Source organism: Microvirga mediterraneensis, assembly GCF_013520865.1.
Taxonomy (GTDB): domain Bacteria; phylum Pseudomonadota; class Alphaproteobacteria; order Rhizobiales; family Beijerinckiaceae; genus Microvirga; species Microvirga mediterraneensis.
Genome location: NZ_JACDXJ010000004.1, coordinates 20,566 through 45,008 on the forward strand (window position 1 = coordinate 20,566; position 24,443 = coordinate 45,008).

A 24,443-nucleotide genomic window follows, 5' to 3' on the forward strand; every position below is an offset into this window, starting at 1 on the left:
AGGGCGGGTTATTCGGCGGCTTCGAGGGAGGGATTGACGAACCGGAACGCCCATTTTGGCAGGCGCAATTCCTGCACCTTGTCGGCATATCCGGGCCACTGATTTGTCCGGCGGCATTCGGCATAGATTTTCAGGGCCGTGCGGTAGATCTGGCGGCCCTCGTCCACGCTGTCGGGGTCGAGCTCGTAGACCGCGAACAGGTAGGGCGGCTCCTTTTCCACGACGATGAACACGAACCCGCCCACGTCGCCGCCGCCGGCCAACTGCCAGCCGTCGGAGTAATAGGCCTCCTGGACGTGGTAGCCGTAGTTCGCCACGTCGCGCGAGAAACTGTCGTGAGCGGCTGACTTCGAGGTCTTGATATCGCCGATCAGGGCGTTCTTGCGGGAGTACACGTCCGGACGCGCCCGGCACAGCTCGCCGGTCTCCTCATCGATCCAGTAGGCGGACTGTTCCACGGCGGCGTCGGCCCGCAGGGCGCGTACGATCGGATGCCGCTCGGCCACGTCGCGGATCCTCAGGACGGCTTCCATCTCCTCGGGGTTCAGCAGCGTGAAGCCCTGGTTGATCAGGTAGGCGGCGGCGTCCTTGTAGACGTTGCTGTTTTTATTGCCCGCGGGGGCGACGCAATAGCTCTTCTCGAACAGGTGCGGCTCGAGGATCGCGGTGTGTGCGGCCGTGCCGAAGTCCTTCGCCTTGCTGGTCTTGCGCTCGGCGCCGATGAAATGCGCGGGCGTGCGCTGCCAGATCTCCCAGAGACCCGACTTCGAGATGCCGGGGCCGGAATGATAGGCCTCGTTCGTGATCTGGTGAATTCCCGTTTCCATATTGTGACCCGTATTTAATGCCAACGTCACCAAAATATCTGTTGTTCGCCATGTGTCAACATGCTTATATATGTTCACTGAAATTTTTCTGACGGGGTTAATCCGGATGGCCGAGAAACGGGACACGAAAGCGCGACGCTTATTCGAGTTGTTCGACGGCGTGGGGAAACTCGCGGCCGAATTGGGCGTCTCGAAATCAGTCGTCTCGCGCTGGGACAGCGAGGGCAAGCGCGGCAACCACGGCAGCGTTCCGACGCACTACAATCTGCGCGTGATGGAGGCGGCCAAGCGTGTCGGTCTTGATCTGTACGCGGTCTCGGCCTGTCTCGACGAGCGGATCTGCCCCTGCTGCAAGCGTCCGCTCGACGCGGGGATGACGTTCAACCGGCGTTATCTGCTCGACGTTCTCGCCGGTCTGCGTGAGGGAGGCGTCGTATGAGCATGAAGTGGATCACACCCGAACGCGCCGGGGAGAGCCATAAGCTTTGGGAGATGCTGGTCGACGACGACGGGCGGGTCGTGGCCTCTGTCGAGCGGTTCTATGAGACCATGCCAACTTACGCGAACGTCTACGCTCCTGAGCATCAGCGCCGCGTGGTCTCTCTCTACGACTACGATCTCAAAAGGGTCGTTCCCAGTATCGAGGAGCAGGACAAGCGGGCACGGGAGTGGTGCGAGGCTTCCGTGAAAAACGGGGGGGATGCATGACCCGACCGGCCGAGTTCGATCGCGCCGTGGTGGCGCTGCTGGTGAACCTGCGGGCCTTCGCTCTGTCGCTGACGCGCGATCGCACCAAGGCGGAGGATCTCGTGCAGGAGACCTGCATGCGTGCGCTTGGGTCCTGGGATCATTTCGAGCCTGGCACGAACCTTGGGGCATGGCTCTTCACGATGATGAGGAACCGCCATTACGAGTTGTCGCGCCGGGCAGCCCGCATGGTGGAGGACCCGGAGGGCCTGATGGCGGCCATGCTGGAAACACCGGGGGATCAGGAGCCGCGCGTCGCCCTCGCGGACGCTCTGCGCCATCTCGGGGCAACGAACCCGGCCTATGGCGAGGCGGCCGTGCTGGCAGGCGAGGGCTATTCTCTTGAGGAAATCGCGCATGCGCAGGGTGTCCCGACCGGCACCGTGAAAAGCCGCATCAACCGGGGGCGGGCGTATCTGGCGGGGATGGTGGCGTGACCCTGACCCTCCGTCCCTTCCAGGCGGATCTCGTGCAGGAGGTCCGCGCTCAACTCCGTCAGCACCAGTCCGTGGTGCTCCAGGTTCCGACCGGCGCCGGCAAAACCGTCATGGGCGCGTCCATGATGATCAACAACCGTGCCAAGGGCAAACGCGCCTGGTTCATGACGCACCGGGACTTCCTCATCGACCAGACGGCGCAGACGTTCGATCGCGCGGGGCTCGACCATGCCTTCATCGCCTCGGGCTGGCCGTACTATCCGCAGCACCCGACGCAGATCGTGTCCATTCAGACCGTCGTGCGGCGCCTCGACCTGCTGACGCCGCCGGATCTGCTCATCTGGGACGAGGGCCACCACATCGCGGCCGGATCCTGGGCGAAGATTTTCGAGTGGGCCAAGGGCGCCAAGCACATCATCCTGACCGCCACGCCCGCGCGCCTCGATGGGCGGGGCCTGAACGACTATGCCGGCCATATGGTGCGCGGGCCATCGGTGTCGTGGCTGATGGAGCAGGGCTACCTCTCCAAGTATCGGGCCTTCGCGCCGTCGATGCCGGATCTCACGGGCGTGCATACCCGCATGGGCGATTATGTGGCGAGTGAGTTGGACGATGCCTACGGGTCGGTCCTGATCGGGGACATGGTGAGCCACTATCAGCGCCTCGCCATGGGCAAGCGGGCCATGTATTTCGCCACGTCGATCAAGAAATCAAAGCAGATCGTGGACACCTTCAACGCCGCGGGGATACCTGCGGCACACCTCGACGGGACCACCCCAAGGAACGAACGCGCCATGGTTGCGCGGGCCGTGGCCAAGGGCGACGTGATGGTGATCAGTAATTGCAGCCTCGCCGGCGAGGGCTACGACCTGTCGGCACAGGCGGGCATGGACGTGACGCTCGAAGTGGTCGGGCTCGCGCGTCCGACGCAATCGTTGTCCCTGTACCTGCAGATGGTCGGGCGTGCGCTGCGGCCGAAAACTGAGCCGGCGATCATCCTTGACCATGCCGGGTGCCTCATCAAGCACGGCCTGCCCGACGACGAGCGCGAGTGGAAGCTTGAAGGGACGGAGAAGAAGAAACAGGCCTCCGGCGGCACGGTCCGCACCTGCGAGGAATGTTTCGGCGTCTATCCCATGCAGAAGTCCAAGTGTCCCTATTGCGGGCACGTGCACCAGGTCGCAGCCTCGGCGGCGCGCGAGGTGAAGCAGGTCGACGGCACCCTCGAGGAGGTGGATCCGGTGAAGCTGCGGGAGCGCAGGAAGGCGGAGGAGAAAGAGGCCACGACCGTGGAGGATCTGATCAAGCTCGGCAAGATGCGCGGCTACAAGGATCCGATCGGATGGGCGGCCAACATGATGACGGTCCGCAAGAAGTATGAGCGCGGCCGTGAGCAGATGGCACAGCGCCGGGCAGAGCACCAGGCGGCAACGTTGAGGTTGTGGTGATGGAACGCGAGCTGATCGACGTCATTCTCACGCGGGCGTCGGAGCTCGGCGCGCGCCTCTTTCGGGTCAACACGGGACAGGCCTGGACCGGAGAGGTTGTCCGCAACAAGGGCAGCGGCAAGCAGGCCGTGTTCCTGGGGCCGAACGACATCGTGCTCCGCAATGCGCGGCCGTTCCGGGCCGGTCTCGTCAAGGGTGGCTCCGACATGATCGGGATCACACCCGTGGTGATCACGCCCGATATGGTCGGCAAGACGGTCGGCGCGTTCACGGCCTACGAGGCGAAGACGGGTCGACTAAAAGCCACGGAAGAGCAGGGCAAGTTCCTGGAGATGGTGCGTCGCCTCGGCGGGATCGGCAAGGTGGTGCGCTCGGTGGAGGATATCGAGCGGGTGCCGGATCTCTGAAACGAACAAACCCGGCAGCGCGAAGCGTACCGGGCTTGTCCTGTGGCAATATCCCCGACGGGAAAATCAGGAACGGTTTTAGAATAGTCATTCCTCGTCTGGGGTCAAGGACTCATCGTGGTAAACGTCGTCTAAATCTGGCATTTCCTCGGGTGCCGGGCGCAACATTTTGTGCGCCTCGATCACGGTCTCGCGGTTCTCCTGGATCCATTTCAGGGTGGCGAGAATCGCGTGCCGTCTGCGTCGCCGGTCGGTGGCCTGCATCGGCGTGATCTGGCCTGACGCCGTGCGCCGCTGCAGGTCGAATTCCGTCTCGGTGATGATCGACAGCATCTCGGCGCACTGGTCGTCGATCGGCACGCGATCGGCGCGGTGGTCAATCGTCTGACGCACCGGGTATGGCAAAGCAGTTGACGGGCTTCCCATCGTTGTAGCCTTTGAATCTCTTCTTGGTCCGCTCCCACCCGATCGAGCGGAGATAATTCGCGACGCGGCTCTGGCCGTTCGAATTCCATTGCACGAGTTGGATGCCTAAGCCCTCTCGGATCCAATTCAGAACGATCTTGTTCTTGCCCTTGATGATCCCGTCGATGGCCTCAGCCCAAGGCTCCTGCTCCTGCCGCGCCGCCTGAACTTTCTGGGCCATTTTCACCTCGTCGTCGGTGAGGTGCCATTGCATGCCCTGGCGGTAGAGATGCACCGCCTCGGCCCAGAGCTGGTCCTTGTCGGCCGCGAGGCGCTCGGTGTCGATGCGGGCTACGGTGACAGGCCAGAAGCGCCGCGCGCCGGTCGGGTCCTTGAGGTAGCCTGTTCCGCTTGGATTAACGGTTCCAGCAAACACGCAGGCGCGCGGGAAGTCCTCCGCATGCTTGGCATAGGGGACGCGGATGTTGTCGACTTGGCGCGAGACCACGGCCTTGACCGCGTTGAAATCGTGCTTGCTCATGGCGTCGAGCTCGGAAAACTCGATGATCCATTTGCCGCGGATCTGTTGTACCGCCTCCTTGCCGACGATATCGTGCACGGAATCCGTGAAATAGCTCTGGTGTCCGATCGTGGCGAGAATGCGCAGCGCCGTGGATTTGCCGGCACCCTGGCCCCCTTCGAGGATCAACATGGTGTCGACCTTGCACCCGGCCTCGATGATGCGCGCCACGGCCGAGACGAGCCACCGGGTTCCGAACGCCCGGTTGATGACGGTATCGCGTACGCCCATGTACTCGGTCAGCCACGGGGCGCAGATATTGGCCTCACCCTGGATCCGCGACACGCCGTCCCATTGCAGGGATTCGAGGTATGCGCGCACGGGGTTAATCCGGTTGGCTTTCGAGGCGGTCAACATGGCCTTGCCGCACTCGTCCTCCTTCGGGTTGAGGTTGAGCTGTCGCGAGAACCAGGCGGCGGCGAGCCGGGCGTCGTCGTCGTCAAAGGCGCGTTGCTCCCACGGTCCGGTCCCGGCGATCCAGGGCGGCCGGCGGGCGAGCACCATTTTGCCGGCGAATTCGTCCCAGGCGAGCACGTCCTTCATGTGTGGATGGTATCGGCTCGCCGCAATGTAATTGTGGAGGCTTTTCTTCTTCGGGTTGCCCTTGTCGTCCATCTCGTATCGCTGGAGCAGGTCCAGTTCCACGGTGTCGTCGATCGCAAGGGCTGTCGAGTAACGCTTGATCTGCGGCACCTCGCCGGGAACGACGACGCGCTCGGGCTGCGGCTGACGCGCCGAGGCGGTGACGGCCTGGCCGCCGGCCACGACCTTCATCTGCGGGCGGGAGGTGGCCGGAGAGGGGTTGCTCTCTCCGGCCGGGCTGTCCGGTCCCGGCGGGGCAGTGACGGAACCGGAATTCTTCAACGACGCCTTGCGGCCCTCGATGTTCGAGAGGGTCCAGACGCGGGCCTTGTCTTTGGCATAGGCGAGGATCTCGTCGGCACCCCATCCGTCCTCAATGTGGGCGTCGGCCACGTCCCATCCCTTGGGCTTGGTGTGGTTGCGGCCGATCACTTTCACGGATTTGGCGCCGGCCCGCAGGAGCAGCTCGGCCACGCCCGGGCGCCAGTCGTCGGCCTTCCAGAAGCCCAGAACCGTGCGCTCGCCCTCGTCGTCGTTGTCCATCCAGACCACGACGCTCTTGCCCTTGGCGGGGCTCCAGTCCGATCGGTGCGGGGCCTTGCCGCCGCCCTGCCACGAGACGGCGACCAGGGCCGGCAGCAGTTCGGTCGCCACGTCGGCGCATTTCTCGCCCTCGACCACGAGCCATTGCTTGGAGGGCGCTGCGGCGATCCGGTCAAGGCCATAGAGCTGGCGCGGCTCCGGCATCGGGTGGTGGGTCCATCCCTGCCATTCGTCCTTGCGGGCCCAGAGCAGCAGGGGCGTGATCTTGTGGGTGGCGTCGAGGTCAACGCGAAGAACGTACCCGACCAGAGATCCGTCGGCTGTTCGGTAGGGGTGAACGAGGGTGGGCGTGTAGGTGACGAACTTGGGCCTGTCGTCGCTCTCCCGCTTCGGATTGCGCAGCTGCGGGGTGCGTTTGCCTGGCGTGAACGTTGCCGCGTCAGCGGGAGGATCGAGGATCTCGAACCCGGCATAGGGGTCGAACGCCTCGACCGTCGGCAGGGGGGCGCGCTCGCGGACTGGAGCCTCGCGGGTGCCGCCAAGGATCTCGCAGGCCTCGGGGAACGTCACGCCGTCGTATTCCTGCACGAAGTCGATGACGTTGCCGAAGGCCCCGCAGGGGAAGCACTGGTATTTCTGGAACCCCTCGCGCGACTGGAAGATCGTGAAGCTTGCGTCCGTTTCCGCATGGAACGGGCAGAGGCATTTCCACTCGCGCCCGTCACGCTTGAGGTTGAAGCCTCGCCGGGGGAGATAGTCAGAGAGCGGATTGTCCCGCTTGATCTGCTCGGTATCGAATTTTTCGGCCATATGCCGCGCCCTTGATTTCCCGTCGCCCTGCCAAGGCAAAATAATAGATCACATATGCTGCAAATTTTGCAAGCTGAGATGTCGTTATTTTTTGCGCACGTATGTGTCGCATGAATGCAAGCACAATATGGCCCGCAAATGCAGGGGTTGCGTGTGGATAGCGGGGAAAGGAAGGGCGCCTGCGTCCAGTCGGGACGGTTTACGGGCGTGGGTGGGCTCTAGCCCTGTGCGTGTCGGATCCATGGTGTTTCCCGTCGTGTTCCACCCTGCGGTTTGCCGGCCGCAGGGTGGCGTATTGCCGCGCTTAGACTGCGCTCAAGGTTTGAGATTCGCAAGAGGGGGGCGCGGATCCCTTTGGTGTCCTGCGCTGTGAGTGTGTGAGAGCAAGGGGTTAGTCCCTCCTATGGTCCGGGAGAGATGGAGCGGATTGCGCGGACAAGGGGCGGAACAACCTTGCTGAGAGCTTCGACCTTCTCAGCCACCTCAGCCGCCTTCTCAATCCCTTCCCTGAAGCCTTCCTGTTTGCCTCGGGCGTGGGCTGCCGTCTCAGCGGCGGTGAGAAGAGGGAGGAGGCGAGATAAAAGTGCATCCACATCGACGGGGTGAATGACCATTTTCAGGGACAACCCCGCGTCGTCCCTTATCCAGGTATGGACTGCCTCCCGCAGATTAGTCTTGCCCATGGGAGCGCTCATGCTGGCACCTCACCCATGATCTGGCCGTAGACGCGCCCGCTTTCCTTGATCGCGGCAAGGCGAGCCTCGGCGTCCTCCCAGGAATAGGCGATGATACGGGTCGACCACTGCTTGCCGTCCATGCTGTATTCGATGCCGAATATGAACATCGGTCGCCCATAGTCGTCTTTCAGAGAGAACTCTGGATCGGGTTGCTCGCGCTTGTTTCGTTCGGCGTTCAGGTCGATGATGTCATCCATGGGGTGAACCTTTCGCGATGAGAGCCTTGGCAGCATCAAGCCCGGGCCATTTTTCGAAGAGCAGTTGACGCGGTACTTCAACTGGAACGCGGATGATTTGCTCAACCCGTGGGTCGGCGGCCCATTCGACTAGTTCTTTCTCGTGGCAACCGACGGCGACGGCGGCCCGAACCTCACCACCAACTATAGCGATAAAGCACTCACGCTTTTCTGCCGTCTCGACGCGCTTCAGCACTTCGTTCAGGTCAGACATTACCGCTCTCCTTGGTGGGGGAGGACATAGCAGCAGTCATCGCCTCGCGGATCGTGGCGAACTTGGTCACGAGGCGATGATGGGTGAATGACAGGTCATCGCACCCGACCGCATAAACAGGCTTCCCGGCGTTGAGGGCGCAGCCGACCTCAACGAATGCGCCTTTCAGGATCTCGCCGGGCTCCCGGTAGACGATCAGAACATCAGCCTCGGCGGCCTCGGAGGCGCAGCGACACCACAGGTCCGCGAAGCACTTCGTCTCGCCGACGCCAGCCTCGTCGATCCATGTGGAGATGATCGGTGCACCATTCGCGCGGGCCTCACGCCACCGTGGAGCATGGGCCGTCTTGCTTGCGATGTAGATAGACGTCCCTCTCTCCTTCTCTTCACCGTTGCTGACAGGGATGGGGGAGGGAGGAAGCGGGACTGTTGTGCAAATCCTTAGTTTCCGGTTAGGATCTGTTTCGTGCCACTCCAGCAGCGTTTCGGCGATAGATTGGCAATTGTCACCATTGACGCGCATCATCGCCATGACGTCACCGTCTGCATTTTCGGCGACGAGCATGGGCTCATCGAACCCCTCCCTCCCGCTCTGGTGCCGTTCTTGGAGGGCGATGGCCACGAGAGCGTCAATAAGCTCGCGAGGGGTCTCCATGTCGAAGTAGCCCTGAAGCTCGCCCGCAATCTTTTCTCTCAGATCAGACATTCTGGTTTTCCTTGTTCTGGGTGAGGCGGCGGGGCATGAACGATAAGTCAACGGCGCATTCTCCAAACCCTATCGAGAGGGTGTGGACCTCGCGTCCGTGCGCCCGTGTTTCGGTCGTCCCGACTTCCTTGATGGCAAAGGTAGAAATCAGCGCGTCTATGACAGTTCGGGGTTCGGATGGCTCGTCTACCCAGGGAATGCAGATCAGATCCATGTCACGGCTGAGAGAGCCATGGATCGCCAACGCATAGCCATGCTGGCGCGTTATCTCGGCAAACTCAGGATAAAGGGCGCAATAAACCGGGGAGAAATTGGCGGGCTTCATCGTCCCTCCTCCTTGTTCTCTTGGGTGTTGGTGAGGGCGGGGGCGGACGTTGGCTTCAGCGCCGTAAAGGCGCGGAGGCATTCGCAAATAGCATCCTTGATGCTCTCGGCTTCCTTGATCCGGCCTCTGGCATGAGCACCGGCCTTGCCCTCAGCATCGCTGTCGGCCACGTCGCCATATCGCTTCTCGGTATCTTCCCAAAGGGCGATGACCTGTTCCCGCATCCAAGCGCGTTGATCCTCCAGCGCCTCCTTGAGGCTGGCGTTCTCTGCGCGGGCCTCGTCTCGTTCCCGCATGAACGCCTCGGTGTTGCGCTTCTGACCTTCGTGGCTGGCCACGGCGGCATCCCGCAGGGTATACGCCCAATCGACCCGGCCCTGCATGGCGGCGATAGTCTCGCCTTTGGCACGGCACTCTTCTCGGAGGCTGGCGTTCTCTGTCTCTAGGGATTTGCGGGCGCGGACGTTCTGGCAGATGGTGTTGTGCTGGCTCTCGCGGCGCTTGGCGATATAGGCCAAGCAGGCTTCGACATCGACGCGGTAGCCGTCACCATCCCGCTTGTAGAACTCTGATCCGTCGGGCGTCTGCTTGACGAGGGCTTTTTCGGCGGTCTTGGCTCGGGCAATCGCCTCATCCCTCTCCTTGAGAAGATGCTGGATGAGGGAGGAAACATGATCCACAACGACCTCTGCCGTGCCGTGCGCGATGTCCAATTCACGCAGCCATTCCAGAAGTTGCCTCTCTACCAGTCTCGTCTCTTCTGGAGATGGGTCGGGCGTCTCGGCTTCGCCGACCGCGCTGGCATGGCTATCGCCACTCAGCCCGCTCTCGCGGTCTTCGCCCTGCGGGTGCTCATCGCATGACGCGGGGCATTCTGTGCGCTCGTGGTGGTTCATTCTGCGGCCTCGAGTTGGGGAACGGAGAAAGCGGCTCGGATGGCGCCGCCGAGTTTCTCGGGGATGGTCGGATGGACCGAGTTGCCTACGGCTCTAAGTCGGTGTGCCGTGCCGGGTATCCCATAATCCACTCGGAGAACGTCGGGCAGGGACGACCACGGCCCAACTTCAACCAGATCCAGTCCGTCAACGTGATGCCTGCGTGGTGGCGCGATCCCGGTTTGCGCGAAGAGGTTGCGTTCCTCGAGCCCGCGCCGTCCTGTGCCGTTGGGGTAGGCAACAACGAATAGCCGGTCACGGAGACAAGGGGCACCAACGGCGACCGCCGGTACGCAATCCCATTCCGCATCATACCGGCTCGAGGCCATGGCTCCGAGTACGACGCCCATCCCTCGATCAAGCAATGCTGCCACGTTCTCCAAGAGGACGTAGAGGGGTCGAACCACGCGAACGGCTCGCACCACCTCCCAGAAGAGTCCCGAACGGGCTCCGGACAATCCGGCGCCGTTGCCGGCATAGGAAAGATCCTGGCAAGGGAACCCTGCGGTGATGATGTCGGCTTCACCTTCGCGATACTCCGCTGTCGTTACGTCTTCGTCGCGCCGCACCTCTGGCCAATGCTTCGCGAGCACGCGCCGGCAAAAGTTGTCTTTCTCGAGGAAGCGTACGGTCTCAAAGCCGCCTGTGCGCTCTAGTCCAAGGCTGAAGCCGCCTATACCCGCGAACATGTCGATGTGGCGCAGCTTGCGCAAAGGATCGAAGCCCGAAGGGGCAAGACGCGAAGCGGCTTGATCGGAACGACGAGAGCCTGACCCCGCAGGGGATGCGCCCTGTTTTCCTTCCCCCATTAGAGATAGGCTCATCGAGCGTCCTCCTGTACGGGAGGGGCTTGGAGCATGGCCGAATGAACAATACGCAGTTTCCGGTTAGGATCGGTTTCGTGCCATTCCAGCAGCGTCTCAGCGATAGACTGGCAATCGTCACCATCAATCCGCATCATGGCGCGGACTACCCCAGCCGCGTTTTCAGCTACAAGGATCTGGTCGCCCTTTTCGCTCTTATCTGCTGAACGGAGAGCGGTGAGAATGGCGTCCAAGTTGTCGATCACGAGGAAGCCAATGCGAGACCAGCTTCCACGGTCCCGCAGCTCTTCTATCCGTTCAGCTAAATCGTTCATGGTCATGATGCTTTCTCACCAGATGGGGTAGAGGACGAACACGGCGACGGCGGCGCAGGCCATGACCCGCAGGAACCAGGCGGGCAGCACGTCGCGGAACGGGCGTGGTTTACTGAATGAGTTCATAGAGCGAGCTCCAGCCGGCCGCGAAGGCGCCACCGATGATCAGGGTTGCAATGGCGAGAATCTCGCCGGCTTGGTCGAAAACCTTCATCAGTGCGCCCTTCCGGCGAAGAGGGGTTGAACTTTGCGGGCGGCATGGGTGCCGATCTCGGCCTCGACCTGTCGCTGCAGGTTCTCGACAATCGCCTCCTGGAGGGCGATCTTCCTCGTCTGCTCGGACAGCTTCATCACGCCGTCCATGACGCGCCGGGGATAGACCCAACGGCGCCATTGCAGTTCCTCGCGGGCCTCGGCGAGCAGATCTGTGAGGGTGGGGTCAGCCATGGGCGCTCTCCTCGTACCGCTGCGCGGCCCAGATCCGGCGATTGCGGGCGTGGGTCTCCTGGGTACGGCGCTCCATTGACCGGTATTCATCCGCGATCAGGGCCAAGGCCTCGAACGTGAAGGCGGCCTCGAGGCCCAGACGGCGCACCGCGTAATCGATAATCCCCGGGTCGGCATGAGGGTGGACCCCACGCCATTCATTGATCACCTGCAGGTCGGCGGCCACGTCGGCCGCCTGTTCCTTCTGCAGCTCCCGCAGGAGCACCGGGGCGAGCACTTCTCCGACTGTCTGTGCCATCGCCATCACTCCGCCGCCTCGGCCACCTGGACCCGGAGGGCTGCGCGCAGGGCACTATCGGCCTTGCGCCAATTGATCTCGGCCACCGCTGAATGAGCCTCGCGCGCCCAGGTCGCAGCCGACCCGCGGCGGATGATTGCATTCAGCTTTACATACAACCTTCTCTTTGTCTGCACCTTCGTTTTCATGATTTTTCCCCTCATCATGTGTCTTGCCAACGGACATATGTTAGGCAAAACGTTCGCCATATGTCAACGGGAATTTCAGCGAATATGTCGACTAAAATCGCACCCTGAGCCGCTCGACATACTCGGCGGCCGGCACTCTGCGCCTCCGTTCCCCCGTTTTTTGGCCGTTCCCCCAGGTAGGGGGTACGGGGAGGAACGCCATAAATCCATTATGTTTCAATAGCTTAACGTACCATTCCGGCCATCGGTTCGCCACCAAGGGGGAACGCTTGGGGGAACGGTTTTTCATTAATTATTTCAATGACTTAGCTTCTCTATATATCTATTGTTCCCCCGTTCCCCCTCTATAGATAAAAAATACCCTAATAATACTGATTATAGTCCTATATATGTAACAAAGTGTATAATATAGGAGGATAGTCAGCGTTATTAGGGGTATATATAGGAAAAACAGGTGGAACAGGGGGAACGGTGCTGGATCCGAGTGCCTAACTCATTGATGTATTGGTATAATCACCGTACCCCCGCCGTTCCCCCTGGCAGGGGTACGCCCGCTCCGGTCGGGAATAGTTCGACTTTCGATCTAATGAACGGATGTTCAGCTTCCTGAATGGTCAGGATCGTTGACATATGGCGAACGGCAACCCTCTGAGACTTAAGGCGAATTACCCCTGTGGCAATCCTCCCATTCGCCGAAAACATGGTTGTTTTACAGCCATTCCAATGTACTATCTCCGGCGCAGATTTGCTGATCTGCCTTTTTCCTTTCGCCGTGAATTCAGGTTCCGGCACCTTCAAGGCGGCTCCTCATACGGGCCGCTTTTCTTTTTCGTATATGTCGTGATATTTGTAGCGATAGATAACCATTGAAATTTTGCTACATTTGCGGACAGGAACGGCATGGCTAGGGGGAAGGGCAAGAATCCAGGCTCGCCGCTGGTGGATCTTCTGGCGGAGGACGAGGAGTTCTTCGGGCCCGGCAATTGGACTGATCGGCAGCGTCTCTTCGTGCGGGCCTACATGCGGCACAGGAACAGTTCCAGGGCCGTGCGCGAAGCCGGGTTCGGGTGCCACCCTGAGAATGCCGGCAAGGTCGGCTGGAAGCTCCTCAACGATCCGGCCTTCAAGCACGTCCAGGATGCGATTGCAGAGCGAGAGGCGGCGATCAAGCAGCGGCTTGCCATGGACGAGGCCCGCGTCCTCGAGGAGCTCCGCAAGGTCGCCACGTTCTCGCTGGCCGACGTGTTCGACATCCAGGAGGACGGCACGGCCCGGCTCAACCTGGCGCATGCCGACGCCGATCAACTCGCAGCTCTGTCCGAGGTCCAGATCGAGCAGCACGAGATCCGCGGCGAGGAGGGCGAGAACGTCACCCTGAAGACCACGATCAAGATCAAGGCGCACTCCAAGCTCGACGCCCTGGAGAAGCTCGGAAAGAACCTCAAGCTATTTACTGACAAAATGGAGTTAAACGGATCTCTCGACATAGGTTCCGCTTTACAGGCCGCTCGGAGGCGCGCTAGATTGCGTAATACGTCGGCCGATATGTCCGATGAAACTGACGGGAAATGAACGTGGATCTACGCAAAAAATTGCGGGCCAAAGAACGCGGCCTGCTCTGGCTCAGTGAGAAGTTGCGTAAGAATGGGTTCACGCTCGCGGAGCGGATCGAAGCCCTCGACCAGGCCGATCGGGATGGTATCTCGCGCCCGGCCAAGCACCCACGGTTCAAGCCCAGGCAACGGGCCTTTCTGATCCAGCGGGCCAAGCAGCGCAAAGCAAAGGGCGAGGCCATGGCGAAGATCGCGGCCGACATGGGCGTGACCTATGGGACGATCGAGCGGTGGACGCGTGGCGTCAAATGCCCGGTCAACCATCGCCCGAAGCGCCAGAAGGGCTGGAGGGAATCCTGCCATGCTGCCTAGAGACCTGCCTCCATCCGAGAAGAAGATTCTCGCCCAGACCATGGCCCGGCGCATCGACGAGAGCGTGGCCGAGATCTCGCGTCAACTCGGGGCGCCCCACTCAACGGTCCTGGCCTGGGTGAACGAGGTCCGTCCGCCCAAGGTCAGGATCCCCCGCGGGCTCGCTGCGGGCCAACGCAAATACAACGAGTACATGCGCGAGGCCGGGATCCCCGTCGCTGATCGCATCAAAGCCCTTGAGGAGGCTCGCCGTGCCGCCTGATTTTCGCGTGGTCGCCTGGTGCGCCAACACTCACGACCTGCTGGTGGAGACGCCCGACGCGTTCCTGATGGTCGATATCGCCGGCTACGAGGATGCCGACGGCAAGGCTGTCCTGCCGGAGCTCGCCGAGCAGCAGGCCTCGTTCGTGCGCTTCAAGCTCCAGGACGAGGAATGGACCGTGCCTCTCGGCTCGAACCTAGGCGCCACCATGATCCGTCCGGACCATCGCGCCGGGACTGAGAAGGCGGTGCTGCAGTGACGGGTGGCGTCAAGATCCGTCATGCCCTGGCCGAGCGTGGCGATGATTTCTATCCGACGCCGCTCGAGGCGGTTCGCTCCCTGCTCGACGTGGAGCGCGTCTACCTTCCTGAAAGAATCTGGGAACCGGCCTGCGGTGACGGGGCGATCGTCCTGCCATTTCGCGAGGCGGGCTATCAGGTCCATGCCTCCGATCTCGTGGGCCGTGGCTGTCCTGATAGTGAGGCCGGGCTCGACTTCCTGAAACCCTTTGCCATGCCGCGCGGCCTTGGCGGGATCGTGACCAATCCGCCCTACAAGCACGCGCAGGCCTTCGTCGATCGTGCTCTCGATATCGTGCCCTATGTGGCCATGCTTCTGCGGCTCTCCTTCCTGGAAGGTCAGGCACGGCGCCCATGGTTCGAGAAGACGCCGCTTGCCCGCGTCTGGGTTTCGTCTGCCCGCCTGCCGATGATGCACCGCGATGGGTGGGACGGGCCGGTGGCTACCTCCACGACAGCGTTCGCTTGGTTCGTCTGGGACGCTCGCCACGAGGGTTCGCCGCGCATCCGCTGGTTCGACTGGCGGCAACATCAATGAGAACCGATCCCCTCAACCCGCGCCATATCGGAGCCCATGCGGTCGCGGCCGTCGAGTTCCTGGCGCAACTCGGGCTCAAGGGGATCCTGACACGCACCAAGCACCTGCGGCTCGAATGGAGCCACGGTGGCCGGTCGTTTCACATCAGCATGCCGTGCACGCCACGGGACGCAGACGCCGCGGCGAACCAGGCGCGGCAGAGGATCAGACGGGAAATCAGGAGGGCATACGGGTGAATATTCGTATCGACGTGGTGGCGCGGGCTTACCTCGAACACATGATCGGAATCGCAGTCTCTGACGCTGACTGGCTCGCCATGGAACATGACGACGACGGGTCAATGGTGGTGGAGGCCTGCCGCGAGGCGGCGCGTGTGGCCATTACGGCGGCCGATCTGGTGACGGAGACACTCCATTGAACGCGATCGCTCTCGGTATGGCGGCCCTGTCCGGTGCCGTGTCCTATGCCATCATCCGCGAGGTTCTCGTGCCGGCGGTGCTGTTGATCGGGGCGATGCTGTCGTGAGATGGTCGATGATTGTTCGTTGGTTCGGTGGGTTCTGGACAGTGGGCCCCGCGTCTCTTGTCATCCATGATGAGGGAGTGAGCCTGTGTTGGCGTCAAGTAATCCAATGGGAGTGGTTCCGGAACCCATGACCCAGGACGAACTCGACGCCGGCCTCGTCAACGATTTCGCCGACCTCTACGACGATCCGCTCGCCTATGTGCGCTATGCCTTCCCCTGGGGCGAGGGCGAGTTGGCCGATTATGACGGGCCGGACGAGTGGCAGTCGGGGTTCCTGAAGGAACTCGGCCAAGAGATCCGCCTGCGCAACTTCGACGGCGTGAACGCGGTCGAGCCGATCCAGTTCTCCACGGCCTCGGGCCACGGCATTGGCAAGTCGGCCATGTCGTCGTTCCTGGGCTGCTTCATCCTGGACACGCGCCCTCACTCGAAGGGAATCTGGACGGCCAACTCCGCGCCGCAGCTGGAAACCAAGACGTGGGCGGAGTTCTCGAAATGGCGCAAGCGATCGATCTCGGCCCATTGGTGGAAGGTCTCGACCGGCCGTGGTGCCCTGCGCTGCACCCACATTCAGCACCCGGAGACCTGGCGCATCGACGCCATGGCCTGGCGCGAGCATCAGCCCGAAGCCTTTGCGGGCCTGCACAACGCCGGCTCGACGCCGTGGTACCTGTTCGACGAGGCCTCGGCCATCCCGCGCGCGATCTTCGAGGTCTCGGAAGGCGGATTGACCGACGGCGAGCCGATGCGGTTCCTGTTCGGCAACCCGACCAAGAACACGGGATTTTTCTACGACACGTTTCACAAGTTGCGCCACCGCTTCAAGACGCGGCAGATCGACAGCCGCAACGCGCGCATGACCAACAAGGCCACGATCGAGGGTTGGCGCAAGGATTGGGGCGAGGATTCCGACTTCTTCCGGGTGCGCGTCAAGGGGCAGTTCCCGGCCCAGGCGGCGACGCAGTTCATCTCCAAGGGCGACATCGAGGCGGCGCAGAAGCGCGAGGTCTATTTCAACGACACGGACCCGATCATCATCTCCCTGGACGTGGCCCGCTATGGCGACGACCAGAGCGTGATCCGGGTTCGCCGCGGCCGTGACGCCCGCAGCCGCAAGCCGATCAAGTTCAAGAAGCTGGACACGATGCAGCTCGCCGCGCGCACCGTGGCCCTGTATCAGGAGCTCCTCGCGGATGCCCTGATCATTGACGCGGCCGGCGTGGGCGGACCGGTGGCCGATCGCATCCGGCAGATCGACCCGCATATCAACCTGATCGAGTTCAACGGCGGCAAGTCGGTGCCGGTGGCAGACCCGCAGTACCACGACTGGAACGCCTACGCCTGGGGCGAGATGAGGAAGGCTCTTCGGGATGGCCTCGCCATCGACGACGACCCGGAACTCGAGGAGGAGCTGGCTGCCCGGAACTACTCCTTCGACGGAAACAACGCGATTATCCTGGAGCCCAAGGAGATCATGAAGCAGGAAATCGGCCGTTCCCCCGACAACGCCGACGCCCTTGCCATGACCTACGCCATGCCGATCGGGCCCAGGGATCCGGGCAAAACTCGCCGTGAATTCTCCGGAATATCGCGTGACATAAACACGACCGTTGACTATGATCCACGCTGATTTATGAGCGGAGATATGTCAGGTGTGTTTCTCGGCCCCGAAAATGACCCCGCCCCCCTTGCCTCGTGCGGCCCCTGAACCGGCCAAGCTCAACGACGAGAACGTGACCCGGGCGCGCGACGACGCCACCCGCCGGGCCCGGGCCGCCGCTGGCGCGGGCTCGACGATCCGGGCTCCTGTTGCCGGTGATACCGGCACCGCCTACGGCACCAAACAGCTTCTCGGGCAGTGACCCATGGCAGGCACGGCGCGCCCGGCTGACCGGGAACCCTCGTTCACCAAGCCCAGGTTCCTCCTGACCGATCGGCCGGCCGAGCCGTTCCGCAAGCGCCTGGCCATGCTCAAGAACGAGCGTACGCCCCACGAGGGCGACTGGCGCGAGATCTCCCAGAACATCCGCCCGACCCGGGGTCTGTGGACGGCCGAGGAGCAGCGCCGCCGCAAGTCCGCCTCATCGATCATCAACAACACGCCGCTTCTGGCCTCCCGCACGCTCGGCGCCGGCATGATGTCCGGCATCACCTCTCCGGCCCGGCCCTGGTTCCGTCTGACCACGGGTGACCCGGCGCGGGACGAGGCGGCCGGCGTCAAGATGTGGCTGCATGTGGTGACGCGGCGCATCCAGCATGTTCTCGCCTCGTCGAACTTCTACACCTCGCGGCAGCAGATCTACCCGGATGTGGGCGATTACGGCACGGGCGTGGTCATCATCGACGACGACTTCGAGAACATCGTGCGGTTCACGGTCCTGCCCGTGGGGCAGTACTGGCTCGGCACGGACAAGAACGACCGCGTGGACACGGTGTACCGCGCCTTCGGCATGACGGTGCTCCAGTTGGTGCGCAAGTTCGGCTACGAGAACTGCAGCCAGACCGTGCGGGATATGTACGACCGCAGCCAGTACGACCAGATGGTGAAGGTGATCCACGCCATCGAGCCGAACCTGCAGCAGGTGCGCGGCATCAAGGGTCCTCGCGGCATGCCTTACGTGTGCGTGTACTTCGAGGAGGAGAACGGCGAGGACAAGCTGCTCTCGTTCAAGGGTTACCGGGATCTCAGGATTGCGGCGCCGCGGTGGGACGTGCAGGCCGGTGAGGTCTACGGTGTCGGCCCGGGCTGGTATGCCCTGCCGGACGCCAAGGGCCTGCAGGTTCTGGAGCGCAGGAAGGCCCAGGCGATCGACCGCATGGTGACGCCGCCCACGCAATCGCCTGCGGGCCTGACTGGCGTGAACTGGTTGCCCGGCGCGAACACGGTTGTCCCGACGAACGTGGCTCAAGGATCGGCCGCCATCCGGCCGATCTACGAGCAGCGCGCCGACGGGATCACGGCCATTCGCGGCGAGATCGACGCCACCGAGCAGCGCGTCAACAGCGCGTATTATGCCGACCTGTTCCTGATGCTGTCGCAGTCCGACCGGCGCGAGATCACCGCGCGCGAGATCGAGGAGCGGCACGAGGAGAAGCTGCTCGCCCTCGGGCCAGTCCTGGAGCGTCAGCACAACGAGGATCTGAACATCAACATCGACGCCGTGTTCAACCGGCTGGTCGATGTGTCAAAGCCCATGTGGGCGCAAGACATGGACGGGGTGATCCCGCCGCCGCCGAAGGAGTTGGCGGACGTAGAGCTCAAGGTCGAATACGTGTCGATCCTGGCCCAGGCGCAGCGCGCCGTGACGGTCGGCGGAATCGAGCGTCTCGTCGGGTTCACCGGCAACCTTGCGGGCGTCAAGCCGGAAGTGCTTGATAAGATTGATTTCGATCAGGCCATTGATGAATACGCCGACGCGATTGGTACGCCGCCCGCAGTCGTGCGCTCCGACGAGGCCGTGAAGCAGATCCGAGACCAGAATGCGGCCGCCATGCAGCAGCAGCAGGCCGCCGCCGCCATGCCGGCCGCCGCTCAATCCGCCAAGCTCCTGTCCGAGGCGCGCACCTCTGACGGCGGCTCCATCCTCGACCAGGTGCTCGGGGTCAACCAGTGACCCACCTCGAACAGTTCGAACAGGAACTCGCCGAGGAGATCGCCACCCGCGAGCGCGATGACCTGCGCAAGGTTCTGGACAGCCGCGAGGGCCGGCGAGTGCTGTGGTCGCTCCTCGATGCGGCTGGCGTCTATGGCCTGTCCTACACGGGCGAGGCGATGTCGACCGGCTTCAACGAAGGCCGTCGCAGCGTCGGAATTACGCTTTTGCAGAAAATCGAGGATCTCGCGCCGGGGTCTTTCCTGACCATGCAGCGCGAGGTGCTTGAGGAAAAGCAGACGGTCGAAGGCCTGCGCAAGGCTGCGGCCGAGAAGGACGAAGGAGAGAGCGAATGAATCTGAAATGGATGCTGTTGCAGGGAGTGCGGAATGCGGAGGGTGCTGCGGGCGGTGGATCGGGTTCTGACGGTGGCGCTCCCGCTGGCGGCGCTGCTGGCAATGACAGCGGGGCACCATCTGACGGCGGCGCTCCTGCTGCTGGCGGTTCTGCTGGATCTGCTGAGGGTGCCAAGCCCGCTGAGGGTTTTGCAGTGGCCGTTGATGGCACTGTTCCGGCTGCCAACGCTCAAGAGGGTGACGGTGACAAGCCCAAGGAAGGCGAAGAGGGGGCGGACAAGGACGTAAAGAAGGACGAGCCGGAGCCGGAACTCAAGGCGGAGGATTACAAGTTCGTCCTGCCCGACGGCGCCGAGCCGGACCCGGCTCAGGCGCAGGAGTTCACGCAGTTCTGTCTCGACCATAAAGTGCCGCCGGAGCAGGCGCAGGCCATGGTCGATTTCCATGCGCAGATCCTCGGCAAGCAGGTCAAGGCCTGGACCGATCAGGTGAGCGCCTGGGGCGAGGAGACCCGCAACGATCCGGAATATGGCGGGGCCGAGTACGAGCAGAACATGGGTATCGCCAATCGCGCCCTGCTGGAGTTTGGCGGCCCGAAGCTCGGGGAGGCCGCGCGTCAATACGGGTGGGGCAACCATCCGGAGTTCGTCCGCTTCATGGTCAATGTCGGCAAGGCCTTGGGCGCGCCCTCGACCGAAAAAGGCGGTGGACAAGGGAATATGGGAACGTCCATTCCTTTGCATCAGGCGCTTTACCCGGGCATGAAATAATAGTAAACATTTCAACGCCCATATTCGGCGTCATATGATCCGCCGATTTGTTAGCAGTGTAGGAGTAAGAGTATGACACTACTTGCAGCGCAAGTGCTGACCCTGGCGGATCTCGTGAAACGCTCGGACGCAAACGGCAACGTGGCTTCCTCGATCGTGGAAGCCATGAACCGCGTAAACGAAGCCCTCGACGACATGCAGTTCCGCGAGGCCAATGACGGATCCGGCCACAAGACGGTCATCCGCACCGGCCTGCCTGCGGTCGCTTGGCGCCTTCTGAACTACGGCGTGCCGAAGTCCAAGAGCACCACCGCGCCCGTGCGCGACACCACCGGCATGCTCGAGGCTTACGCCGAGGTCGACAAGACCCTGGTGCAGCTGTCCGGCAATGCCGGCGCCTTCCGCGCCTCGGAGGTCCGCCCGTTCCTGGAGAGCATGTCGCAGGAAGCTTCCTCGACCCTGTTCTACGGCAACACCGAAGTGAACCCGGAGCGGTTCCTCGGCCTTGCCCCGCGCATGGGCAAGCTCTCCACCGATCCCACGCAGTCGGGCTACAACATCATCGACGCGGGCGGCACCGGTGCCACCAACACCTCGCTCTGGATGATCGTGTGGGGCGAGGATTCCGTCCACGGCATCTACCCCAAGGGCACGACCGCCGGCCTGCAGCATCAGGATCTCGGTGAGGTCACGCTGCAGGACGCCAACGGCAACAACTATCAGGGCTACCGCGACCATTTCCAGTGGCACCTCGGCCTGACCGTGCGCGACTGGCGCTATGTGGTCCGCATCGCCAACATCGACGTGGCGCTCGCCCGCACGGACATGGCCTACCTCAAGTCGATCCTGAACAAGATCATCGACGCCGAGGAGCGGGTCTACCGCATCCCGGGCACGGCGACCGAATCCGGCATGCCGCGCGCGGCCTGGTACGGCAACCGCACGGTGCGCTCGCTGATCCGCACGGCGCAGCTGGAGAAGATCGCCAACAACATCACCACGGAAACCATCTACGGCAAGCCGGTGACGGCGATCAACGGCGTGCCCCTGCGCGCGGTGGACGCGATCCTCAACACCGAGGCCCGCGTCGTCTGATAACAGCGGGGCCGGTTCGCCGGCCTCTTCCGCTCTCAAGGATCGGTGAGGTTTTGAAATGATCCAGGACAAGCAGCTCGAATTCTCCAACGCGCAGGCGATCACCGCCACCGCGTCGTCCACCAACGTGATCGACCTTGGCCCGAAGAACGGCCGCGGCACGACAGGCCCCGGCACGCCGATCGAGTTCACGGTCGGGCAGACGTTCGTGGGCGCCGGCACTCTGACGATCCAGATCCGCACCTCGGACAGCGCCGACATGTCGGGCGCGACCGTGGTCGCCGCTTCGCCAGCCTTCACGGCGGCGGATCTCGTGGCCGGCAAGGATCTGCCGTACTACCCGCACATCCCGGTCAACACCAAGCGGTACGTGGACCTGAACTATGTCGCCTCGTCCGCCTTCACGGCGGGCACCCTCACGGCGCGCGGCACGGCGGCGGCCCAGATCGGCGGCTAACAGGCCGCTTCACTCTGGGGGCTGATTGAAAGGTTGAAACGATGGCAAACCGCAAGAACGAAAACACGACCCGCGACGACGTGAACCAGGGCGACGTGCGCGCCACGGTGGCCGAGGATCCGACCCCGCGGCCGTCGAACCCGCAGACCTATGACGGCGGCGATCCGATCACCTCGGACCGCGCCAACCCGGTCGGCACCGAGGTGGACAACACCGCCGAGGGCGCTCCCGATCCGGCCCCGGTTGTGGTCCCTGCGGGCCAGCAGATGGTCGTCCTCCAGGCTCCCGAGCACGAGCAGCTCGACGGCGCCCGCGTCCGCCTGACCCAGAAGAGCTACATCAACGACGTGCTCTTCGACGAGGGCGCGATCATCGAGAGCTATTCGGGCCCGGCCGCCCCGCACATCGTCGAGATCGACGACAAGGGCAACGAGGTCAAACGTTAAGCGCCATCCAGTCACGCGTCGGCGCGAACCAACGGGGGGCCTCGCGCTCCCCGTTCTCATATCAAGGGTAGGGTGATGGCAGAACTCGTCTCGATGAAACTCTCCGACGCGGACCGCAAGGCGCGCGAAAGGGAAATGCTCGCGTCTCCGTCCTACGAGGGCGAGCAGTACCCGTGGGGCCTGTCGCTCAATCTCGACAACGACACGATGAAGCGGCTCAACCTCAAGGGCCTGACGGCCGGGCAGGAACTCTCCCTCGTGGCGGTGGTCAAGGTCACGAGCGCCACCACGTCAAGTTACGACGACGGCAAGGAACATGCCTCGGCCTCGCTCCAGATCACCGACATGGCGCTCGAAATGCCGTCGGCGAAACGATCTCTGGCGGACGCCCTCTACAACAAGGGTGAGTGAGCATGGCAGCAACGCCGGTCGATATCTGCAATCTCGCGCTCGGCATCATCGGGGACAGCCGGATTCAGGCCATGGACGAGCAGCGGTCGAAAGAGGCGGCCGAGTGCTCGCGGTTCTACGATCAGGCTCTCGACGAGGCGCTGGAAGCCTTCGACTGGCCGTTCGCCCGCTCCTATGCCCGCGGCGTCTCGCCGTCCGACGTGGACGTGGCCTCGGGCTATGCCTATGCCTACGGCATCCCGTCCGACGCGATCGCCATCCGGGGCGTGGCGCGCTCCATGCGCGGGCAGGTCTCGCCGGAGTTCACCCTGTCATCCGTGGCCGGGCCTGACGGCTCCTCCCTGCGGCTCATGCACACCGACCGGGACGGCGGCGTGATCGTCTACACGAGGCGCGAGACGTTCGTGCCTTCGTTCACGCCCCTGTTCGTGGCGGCCGTGGCGGCGAAACTGGCCTCCTACATCGCCATGCCGCTGACCAAATCGAAAGAGAAGCGCGACGACGCCGAGAAGAAATACATGCAGACGCTCGAACAGGCCGCGGTGAGCGTCGGCAACCAGGGCGTGACGCGCCTCGGCGGCGATGTCATGCCCGACTGGATCGAGGCGCGGGGGTAGTCGCATGGCACTGGCACGCAACCTTCAATCCTCGTTCACGGGCGGCGAGCTCGCCCCCTCGCTTCACGCGCGCGTCGATCTCGCCAAGTACCGCACGGGCGCCAAGAAGCTGCAGAACTGGATCATTCACGCCCATGGCGGCATCACGCGCCGGGACGGGCTGCAATTCGTCGGCGCGGCCGGCGACGGGTCGCAGCCGGTGCGCCTCGTGGGGTTCGAGGCTTCGAGCAGCGACACCTATATTCTTGAATTCGGCCATCTCTACATGCGGGTCTACCGCAACGGCGCTCTGGTGACGGTGCCGGGCGGGGCGCCGTTCGTGCTGTCGCTGCCCTACGCTGCGGCAGATCTGCGGGGCCTTGTCGTCGAGCAGTCGAACGACGTTCTGACGATCACGCACCCGAGCCATGCGCCGCGCGAGATCGCCCGCTATGCTCACGACGACTGGCGCGTGAGCGTGATCAATTTCGCGCCGCCGACCGGCGGGCCTCCTACGATCACGGTCACGGCACACAAGGACTTCACGCAATCGCCGCCGGCGGGCGAGAACCCGAGCCAGTATTATACCGGCGAGACCTATCGCTACCGCGTCACGGCGGTGCGCCCCGACGGACAGGAGACCCTTTACAGCGAGGTTGGGACCGCGAGCAACGACCTGCGCTGGTATCCGTCGAACTATAACGATCTCGATTGGGCCGGCATCCCGGGGACGCTATTCTACAACGTTTACCGCGAGGAATCGGGGCTCTATGGCCTGATCGGCACGGCGCCTTCGTCGAGCTTCCGCGACAAGAATTTCAAGCCCGACCTGTCTCAGACGCCGCCGGATGGGCGCAACCCGTTCAGCGCGGCCGGCGCCTACCCGCGCGCCTCGGCGTATTTCCAGCAGCGGCGGATTTTCGGCGGGACCGTGCTGCGGCCGCAGACCACCTGGGCCACGGTGTCGGGCAACTTTCAGAACTTCACCGTGTCGCGCCCGGCCAAGGATTCAGACGCGATGGAATTCACCATCGCCGGGCGCAAGCTGCAGAAGATCCGGCACTACGTCGCCATGCAGGACCTGATCGTGTTCACCGAGACCGGCGAATGGCGCGTGACCGGAACCGAGGGCGGCGTGATCACCCCCACGGGCTCGCTCA

38 protein-coding genes are annotated in these 24,443 nt (G+C 63.1%); 24 read left to right on the top strand and 14 right to left on the bottom strand.

The window, feature by feature from the left end; translation table 11 throughout:
- Positions 1-8: 8 nt before the first annotated feature.
- Positions 9-827 (bottom strand): PD-(D/E)XK nuclease-like domain-containing protein, encoded by an 819-nt coding sequence (locus tag H0S73_RS25060; RefSeq protein ID WP_181054939.1) that lies wholly within the window; start codon positions 825-827, stop codon positions 9-11.
- Between the two features lie 106 nt (positions 828-933).
- Here H0S73_RS25060 and H0S73_RS25065 point away from each other — a divergent pair, with 106 nt between their 5' ends.
- From H0S73_RS25065 to H0S73_RS25085, 5 genes are read left to right on the top strand one after another with little or no spacing between them, the layout of a single operon-like run.
- Positions 934-1,266, top strand: a complete 333-nt coding sequence (locus tag H0S73_RS25065; protein WP_181054940.1) for a hypothetical protein — start codon at positions 934-936, stop codon at positions 1,264-1,266.
- Positions 1,263-1,535, top strand: coding sequence for a hypothetical protein (locus H0S73_RS25070; RefSeq protein WP_181054941.1), 273 nt, complete (start codon positions 1,263-1,265; stop codon positions 1,533-1,535). The genes H0S73_RS25065 and H0S73_RS25070 overlap by 4 nt, the downstream gene beginning before the upstream one ends.
- Complete coding sequence (locus H0S73_RS25075) at positions 1,532-2,011, top strand: sigma-70 family RNA polymerase sigma factor (RefSeq protein ID WP_181054942.1); 480 nt, start codon at positions 1,532-1,534, stop codon at positions 2,009-2,011. Before H0S73_RS25070 ends, H0S73_RS25075 begins: the two co-directional genes overlap by 4 nt.
- On the top strand, positions 2,008-3,459 hold the full coding sequence (locus tag H0S73_RS25080) for a DEAD/DEAH box helicase family protein (RefSeq protein ID WP_181054943.1): 1,452 nt from the start codon (positions 2,008-2,010) through the stop codon (positions 3,457-3,459). Before H0S73_RS25075 ends, H0S73_RS25080 begins: the two co-directional genes overlap by 4 nt.
- On the top strand, positions 3,459-3,866 hold the full coding sequence (locus H0S73_RS25085; protein WP_181054944.1) for a hypothetical protein: 408 nt from the start codon (positions 3,459-3,461) through the stop codon (positions 3,864-3,866). Before H0S73_RS25080 ends, H0S73_RS25085 begins: the two co-directional genes overlap by 1 nt.
- 87 nt (positions 3,867-3,953) lie before the next feature.
- Here the strand turns inward: H0S73_RS25085 and H0S73_RS25090 are convergent, their stop codons facing one another.
- The 8 genes from H0S73_RS25090 to H0S73_RS25125 form a co-directional block, all read right to left on the bottom strand.
- Positions 3,954-4,259, bottom strand: coding sequence for a hypothetical protein (locus H0S73_RS25090; protein WP_181054945.1), 306 nt, complete (start codon positions 4,257-4,259; stop codon positions 3,954-3,956).
- Positions 4,243-6,786: a VapE domain-containing protein gene (locus H0S73_RS25095; protein WP_181054946.1), complete on the bottom strand. Its 2,544-nt coding sequence runs from the start codon at positions 6,784-6,786 to the stop codon at positions 4,243-4,245. The genes H0S73_RS25090 and H0S73_RS25095 overlap by 17 nt, the downstream gene beginning before the upstream one ends.
- 401 nt (positions 6,787-7,187) lie before the next feature.
- A complete protein-coding gene (locus tag H0S73_RS25100; protein ID WP_181054947.1) occupies positions 7,188-7,469 on the bottom strand; it encodes a hypothetical protein in 282 nt (93 codons plus the stop codon).
- Positions 7,470-7,477: 8 nt separating this feature from the next.
- Entirely contained in the window at positions 7,478-7,720 is a 243-nt protein-coding gene (locus H0S73_RS25105) for a hypothetical protein (RefSeq protein WP_181054948.1), read from the bottom strand.
- Positions 7,713-7,973 carry a hypothetical protein gene (locus H0S73_RS25110; RefSeq protein WP_181054949.1) on the bottom strand — a complete coding sequence of 87 codons (261 nt, stop codon included), beginning with the start codon at positions 7,971-7,973 and terminating at the stop codon, positions 7,713-7,715. The genes H0S73_RS25105 and H0S73_RS25110 overlap by 8 nt, the downstream gene beginning before the upstream one ends.
- Positions 7,966-8,679, bottom strand: coding sequence for a hypothetical protein (locus H0S73_RS25115; protein WP_181054950.1), 714 nt, complete (start codon positions 8,677-8,679; stop codon positions 7,966-7,968). The genes H0S73_RS25110 and H0S73_RS25115 overlap by 8 nt, the downstream gene beginning before the upstream one ends.
- Positions 8,672-9,004 carry a hypothetical protein gene (locus H0S73_RS25120; protein ID WP_181054951.1) on the bottom strand — a complete coding sequence of 111 codons (333 nt, stop codon included), beginning with the start codon at positions 9,002-9,004 and terminating at the stop codon, positions 8,672-8,674. The genes H0S73_RS25115 and H0S73_RS25120 overlap by 8 nt, the downstream gene beginning before the upstream one ends.
- Positions 9,001-9,684 (bottom strand): hypothetical protein, encoded by a 684-nt coding sequence (locus H0S73_RS25125; RefSeq protein ID WP_181054952.1) that lies wholly within the window; start codon positions 9,682-9,684, stop codon positions 9,001-9,003. Before H0S73_RS25125 ends, H0S73_RS25120 begins: the two co-directional genes overlap by 4 nt.
- Between H0S73_RS25125 and H0S73_RS25130 the strand changes: the two genes are divergently transcribed.
- Positions 9,676-9,867, top strand: a complete 192-nt coding sequence (locus H0S73_RS25130; protein WP_181054953.1) for a hypothetical protein — start codon at positions 9,676-9,678, stop codon at positions 9,865-9,867. The two genes, H0S73_RS25125 and H0S73_RS25130, sit on opposite strands and share 9 nt — an antisense overlap.
- 29 nt (positions 9,868-9,896) lie before the next feature.
- Here H0S73_RS25130 and H0S73_RS25135 read toward each other — a convergent pair whose 3' ends face one another.
- The 5 genes from H0S73_RS25135 to H0S73_RS25155 all read right to left on the bottom strand — a co-directional run bounded on the left by H0S73_RS25135 (position 9,897) and on the right by H0S73_RS25155 (position 12,010).
- Positions 9,897-10,763: a DNA cytosine methyltransferase gene (locus H0S73_RS25135; RefSeq protein WP_246389506.1), complete on the bottom strand. Its 867-nt coding sequence runs from the start codon at positions 10,761-10,763 to the stop codon at positions 9,897-9,899.
- Positions 10,760-11,083 (bottom strand): hypothetical protein, encoded by a 324-nt coding sequence (locus H0S73_RS25140; RefSeq protein ID WP_181054954.1) that lies wholly within the window; start codon positions 11,081-11,083, stop codon positions 10,760-10,762. The genes H0S73_RS25135 and H0S73_RS25140 overlap by 4 nt, the downstream gene beginning before the upstream one ends.
- Positions 11,084-11,290: 207 nt before the next feature.
- Entirely contained in the window at positions 11,291-11,524 is a 234-nt protein-coding gene (locus H0S73_RS25145; protein WP_181054955.1) for a hypothetical protein, read from the bottom strand.
- Positions 11,517-11,822 carry a hypothetical protein gene (locus tag H0S73_RS25150; protein ID WP_181054956.1) on the bottom strand — a complete coding sequence of 102 codons (306 nt, stop codon included), beginning with the start codon at positions 11,820-11,822 and terminating at the stop codon, positions 11,517-11,519. Before H0S73_RS25150 ends, H0S73_RS25145 begins: the two co-directional genes overlap by 8 nt.
- Positions 11,823-11,827: 5 nt before the next feature.
- A complete protein-coding gene (locus H0S73_RS25155) occupies positions 11,828-12,010 on the bottom strand; it encodes a hypothetical protein (protein ID WP_181054957.1) in 183 nt (60 codons plus the stop codon).
- A gap of 900 nt (positions 12,011-12,910) precedes the next feature.
- Between H0S73_RS25155 and H0S73_RS25160 the strand changes: the two genes are divergently transcribed.
- The 18 genes from H0S73_RS25160 to H0S73_RS25245 all read left to right on the top strand — a co-directional run.
- Entirely contained in the window at positions 12,911-13,582 is a 672-nt protein-coding gene (locus H0S73_RS25160; protein WP_181054958.1) for a terminase small subunit, read from the top strand.
- Between the two features lie 2 nt (positions 13,583-13,584).
- Positions 13,585-13,935, top strand: coding sequence for a hypothetical protein (locus tag H0S73_RS25165; RefSeq protein ID WP_181054959.1), 351 nt, complete (start codon positions 13,585-13,587; stop codon positions 13,933-13,935).
- Positions 13,925-14,197, top strand: a complete 273-nt coding sequence (locus H0S73_RS25170) for a hypothetical protein (RefSeq protein ID WP_181054960.1) — start codon at positions 13,925-13,927, stop codon at positions 14,195-14,197. Before H0S73_RS25165 ends, H0S73_RS25170 begins: the two co-directional genes overlap by 11 nt.
- Positions 14,187-14,456: a hypothetical protein gene (locus H0S73_RS25175; protein ID WP_181054961.1), complete on the top strand. Its 270-nt coding sequence runs from the start codon at positions 14,187-14,189 to the stop codon at positions 14,454-14,456. Before H0S73_RS25170 ends, H0S73_RS25175 begins: the two co-directional genes overlap by 11 nt.
- Entirely contained in the window at positions 14,453-15,034 is a 582-nt protein-coding gene (locus H0S73_RS25180) for a hypothetical protein (RefSeq protein ID WP_181054962.1), read from the top strand. Before H0S73_RS25175 ends, H0S73_RS25180 begins: the two co-directional genes overlap by 4 nt.
- The gene (locus H0S73_RS25185) at positions 15,031-15,270 is read left to right on the top strand and encodes a hypothetical protein (protein ID WP_181054963.1); all 240 of its coding nucleotides are present in this window, start codon (positions 15,031-15,033) and stop codon (positions 15,268-15,270) included. The genes H0S73_RS25180 and H0S73_RS25185 overlap by 4 nt, the downstream gene beginning before the upstream one ends.
- Positions 15,267-15,452 (top strand): hypothetical protein, encoded by a 186-nt coding sequence (locus tag H0S73_RS25190; protein WP_181054964.1) that lies wholly within the window; start codon positions 15,267-15,269, stop codon positions 15,450-15,452. Before H0S73_RS25185 ends, H0S73_RS25190 begins: the two co-directional genes overlap by 4 nt.
- Before the next feature lie 234 nt (positions 15,453-15,686).
- Positions 15,687-17,189, top strand: a complete 1,503-nt coding sequence (locus H0S73_RS25195; protein WP_181054965.1) for a terminase — start codon at positions 15,687-15,689, stop codon at positions 17,187-17,189.
- A 43-nt stretch (positions 17,190-17,232) separates the two neighbouring features.
- Positions 17,233-17,421, top strand: a complete 189-nt coding sequence (locus H0S73_RS25200) for a hypothetical protein (RefSeq protein ID WP_181054966.1) — start codon at positions 17,233-17,235, stop codon at positions 17,419-17,421.
- 3 nt (positions 17,422-17,424) lie between these two features.
- The gene (locus H0S73_RS25205) at positions 17,425-19,173 is read left to right on the top strand and encodes a portal protein (RefSeq protein WP_181054967.1); all 1,749 of its coding nucleotides are present in this window, start codon (positions 17,425-17,427) and stop codon (positions 19,171-19,173) included.
- Positions 19,170-19,508 (top strand): Bbp19 family protein, encoded by a 339-nt coding sequence (locus H0S73_RS25210; RefSeq protein ID WP_181054968.1) that lies wholly within the window; start codon positions 19,170-19,172, stop codon positions 19,506-19,508. The genes H0S73_RS25205 and H0S73_RS25210 overlap by 4 nt, the downstream gene beginning before the upstream one ends.
- On the top strand, positions 19,505-20,278 hold the full coding sequence (locus tag H0S73_RS25215) for a hypothetical protein (protein WP_181054969.1): 774 nt from the start codon (positions 19,505-19,507) through the stop codon (positions 20,276-20,278). Before H0S73_RS25210 ends, H0S73_RS25215 begins: the two co-directional genes overlap by 4 nt.
- A 72-nt stretch (positions 20,279-20,350) precedes the next feature.
- Complete coding sequence (locus H0S73_RS25220) at positions 20,351-21,373, top strand: major capsid protein (protein WP_181054970.1); 1,023 nt, start codon at positions 20,351-20,353, stop codon at positions 21,371-21,373.
- Between the two features lie 58 nt (positions 21,374-21,431).
- Positions 21,432-21,830 (top strand): Bbp16 family capsid cement protein, encoded by a 399-nt coding sequence (locus H0S73_RS25225; protein WP_181054971.1) that lies wholly within the window; start codon positions 21,432-21,434, stop codon positions 21,828-21,830.
- 41 nt (positions 21,831-21,871) lie between these two features.
- Complete coding sequence (locus H0S73_RS25230) at positions 21,872-22,276, top strand: hypothetical protein (RefSeq protein ID WP_181054972.1); 405 nt, start codon at positions 21,872-21,874, stop codon at positions 22,274-22,276.
- A gap of 75 nt (positions 22,277-22,351) precedes the next feature.
- Positions 22,352-22,687: a capsid staple protein gene (gene gp10, locus H0S73_RS25235; RefSeq protein ID WP_181054973.1), complete on the top strand. Its 336-nt coding sequence runs from the start codon at positions 22,352-22,354 to the stop codon at positions 22,685-22,687.
- Between the two features lie 2 nt (positions 22,688-22,689).
- A complete protein-coding gene (locus H0S73_RS25240; RefSeq protein WP_181054974.1) occupies positions 22,690-23,304 on the top strand; it encodes a phage connector family protein in 615 nt (204 codons plus the stop codon).
- Positions 23,305-23,308: 4 nt separating this feature from the next.
- A partial coding sequence (locus H0S73_RS25245) for a phage tail protein (RefSeq protein WP_484502648.1) occupies positions 23,309-24,443 on the top strand: 1,135 nt, incomplete at its 3' end.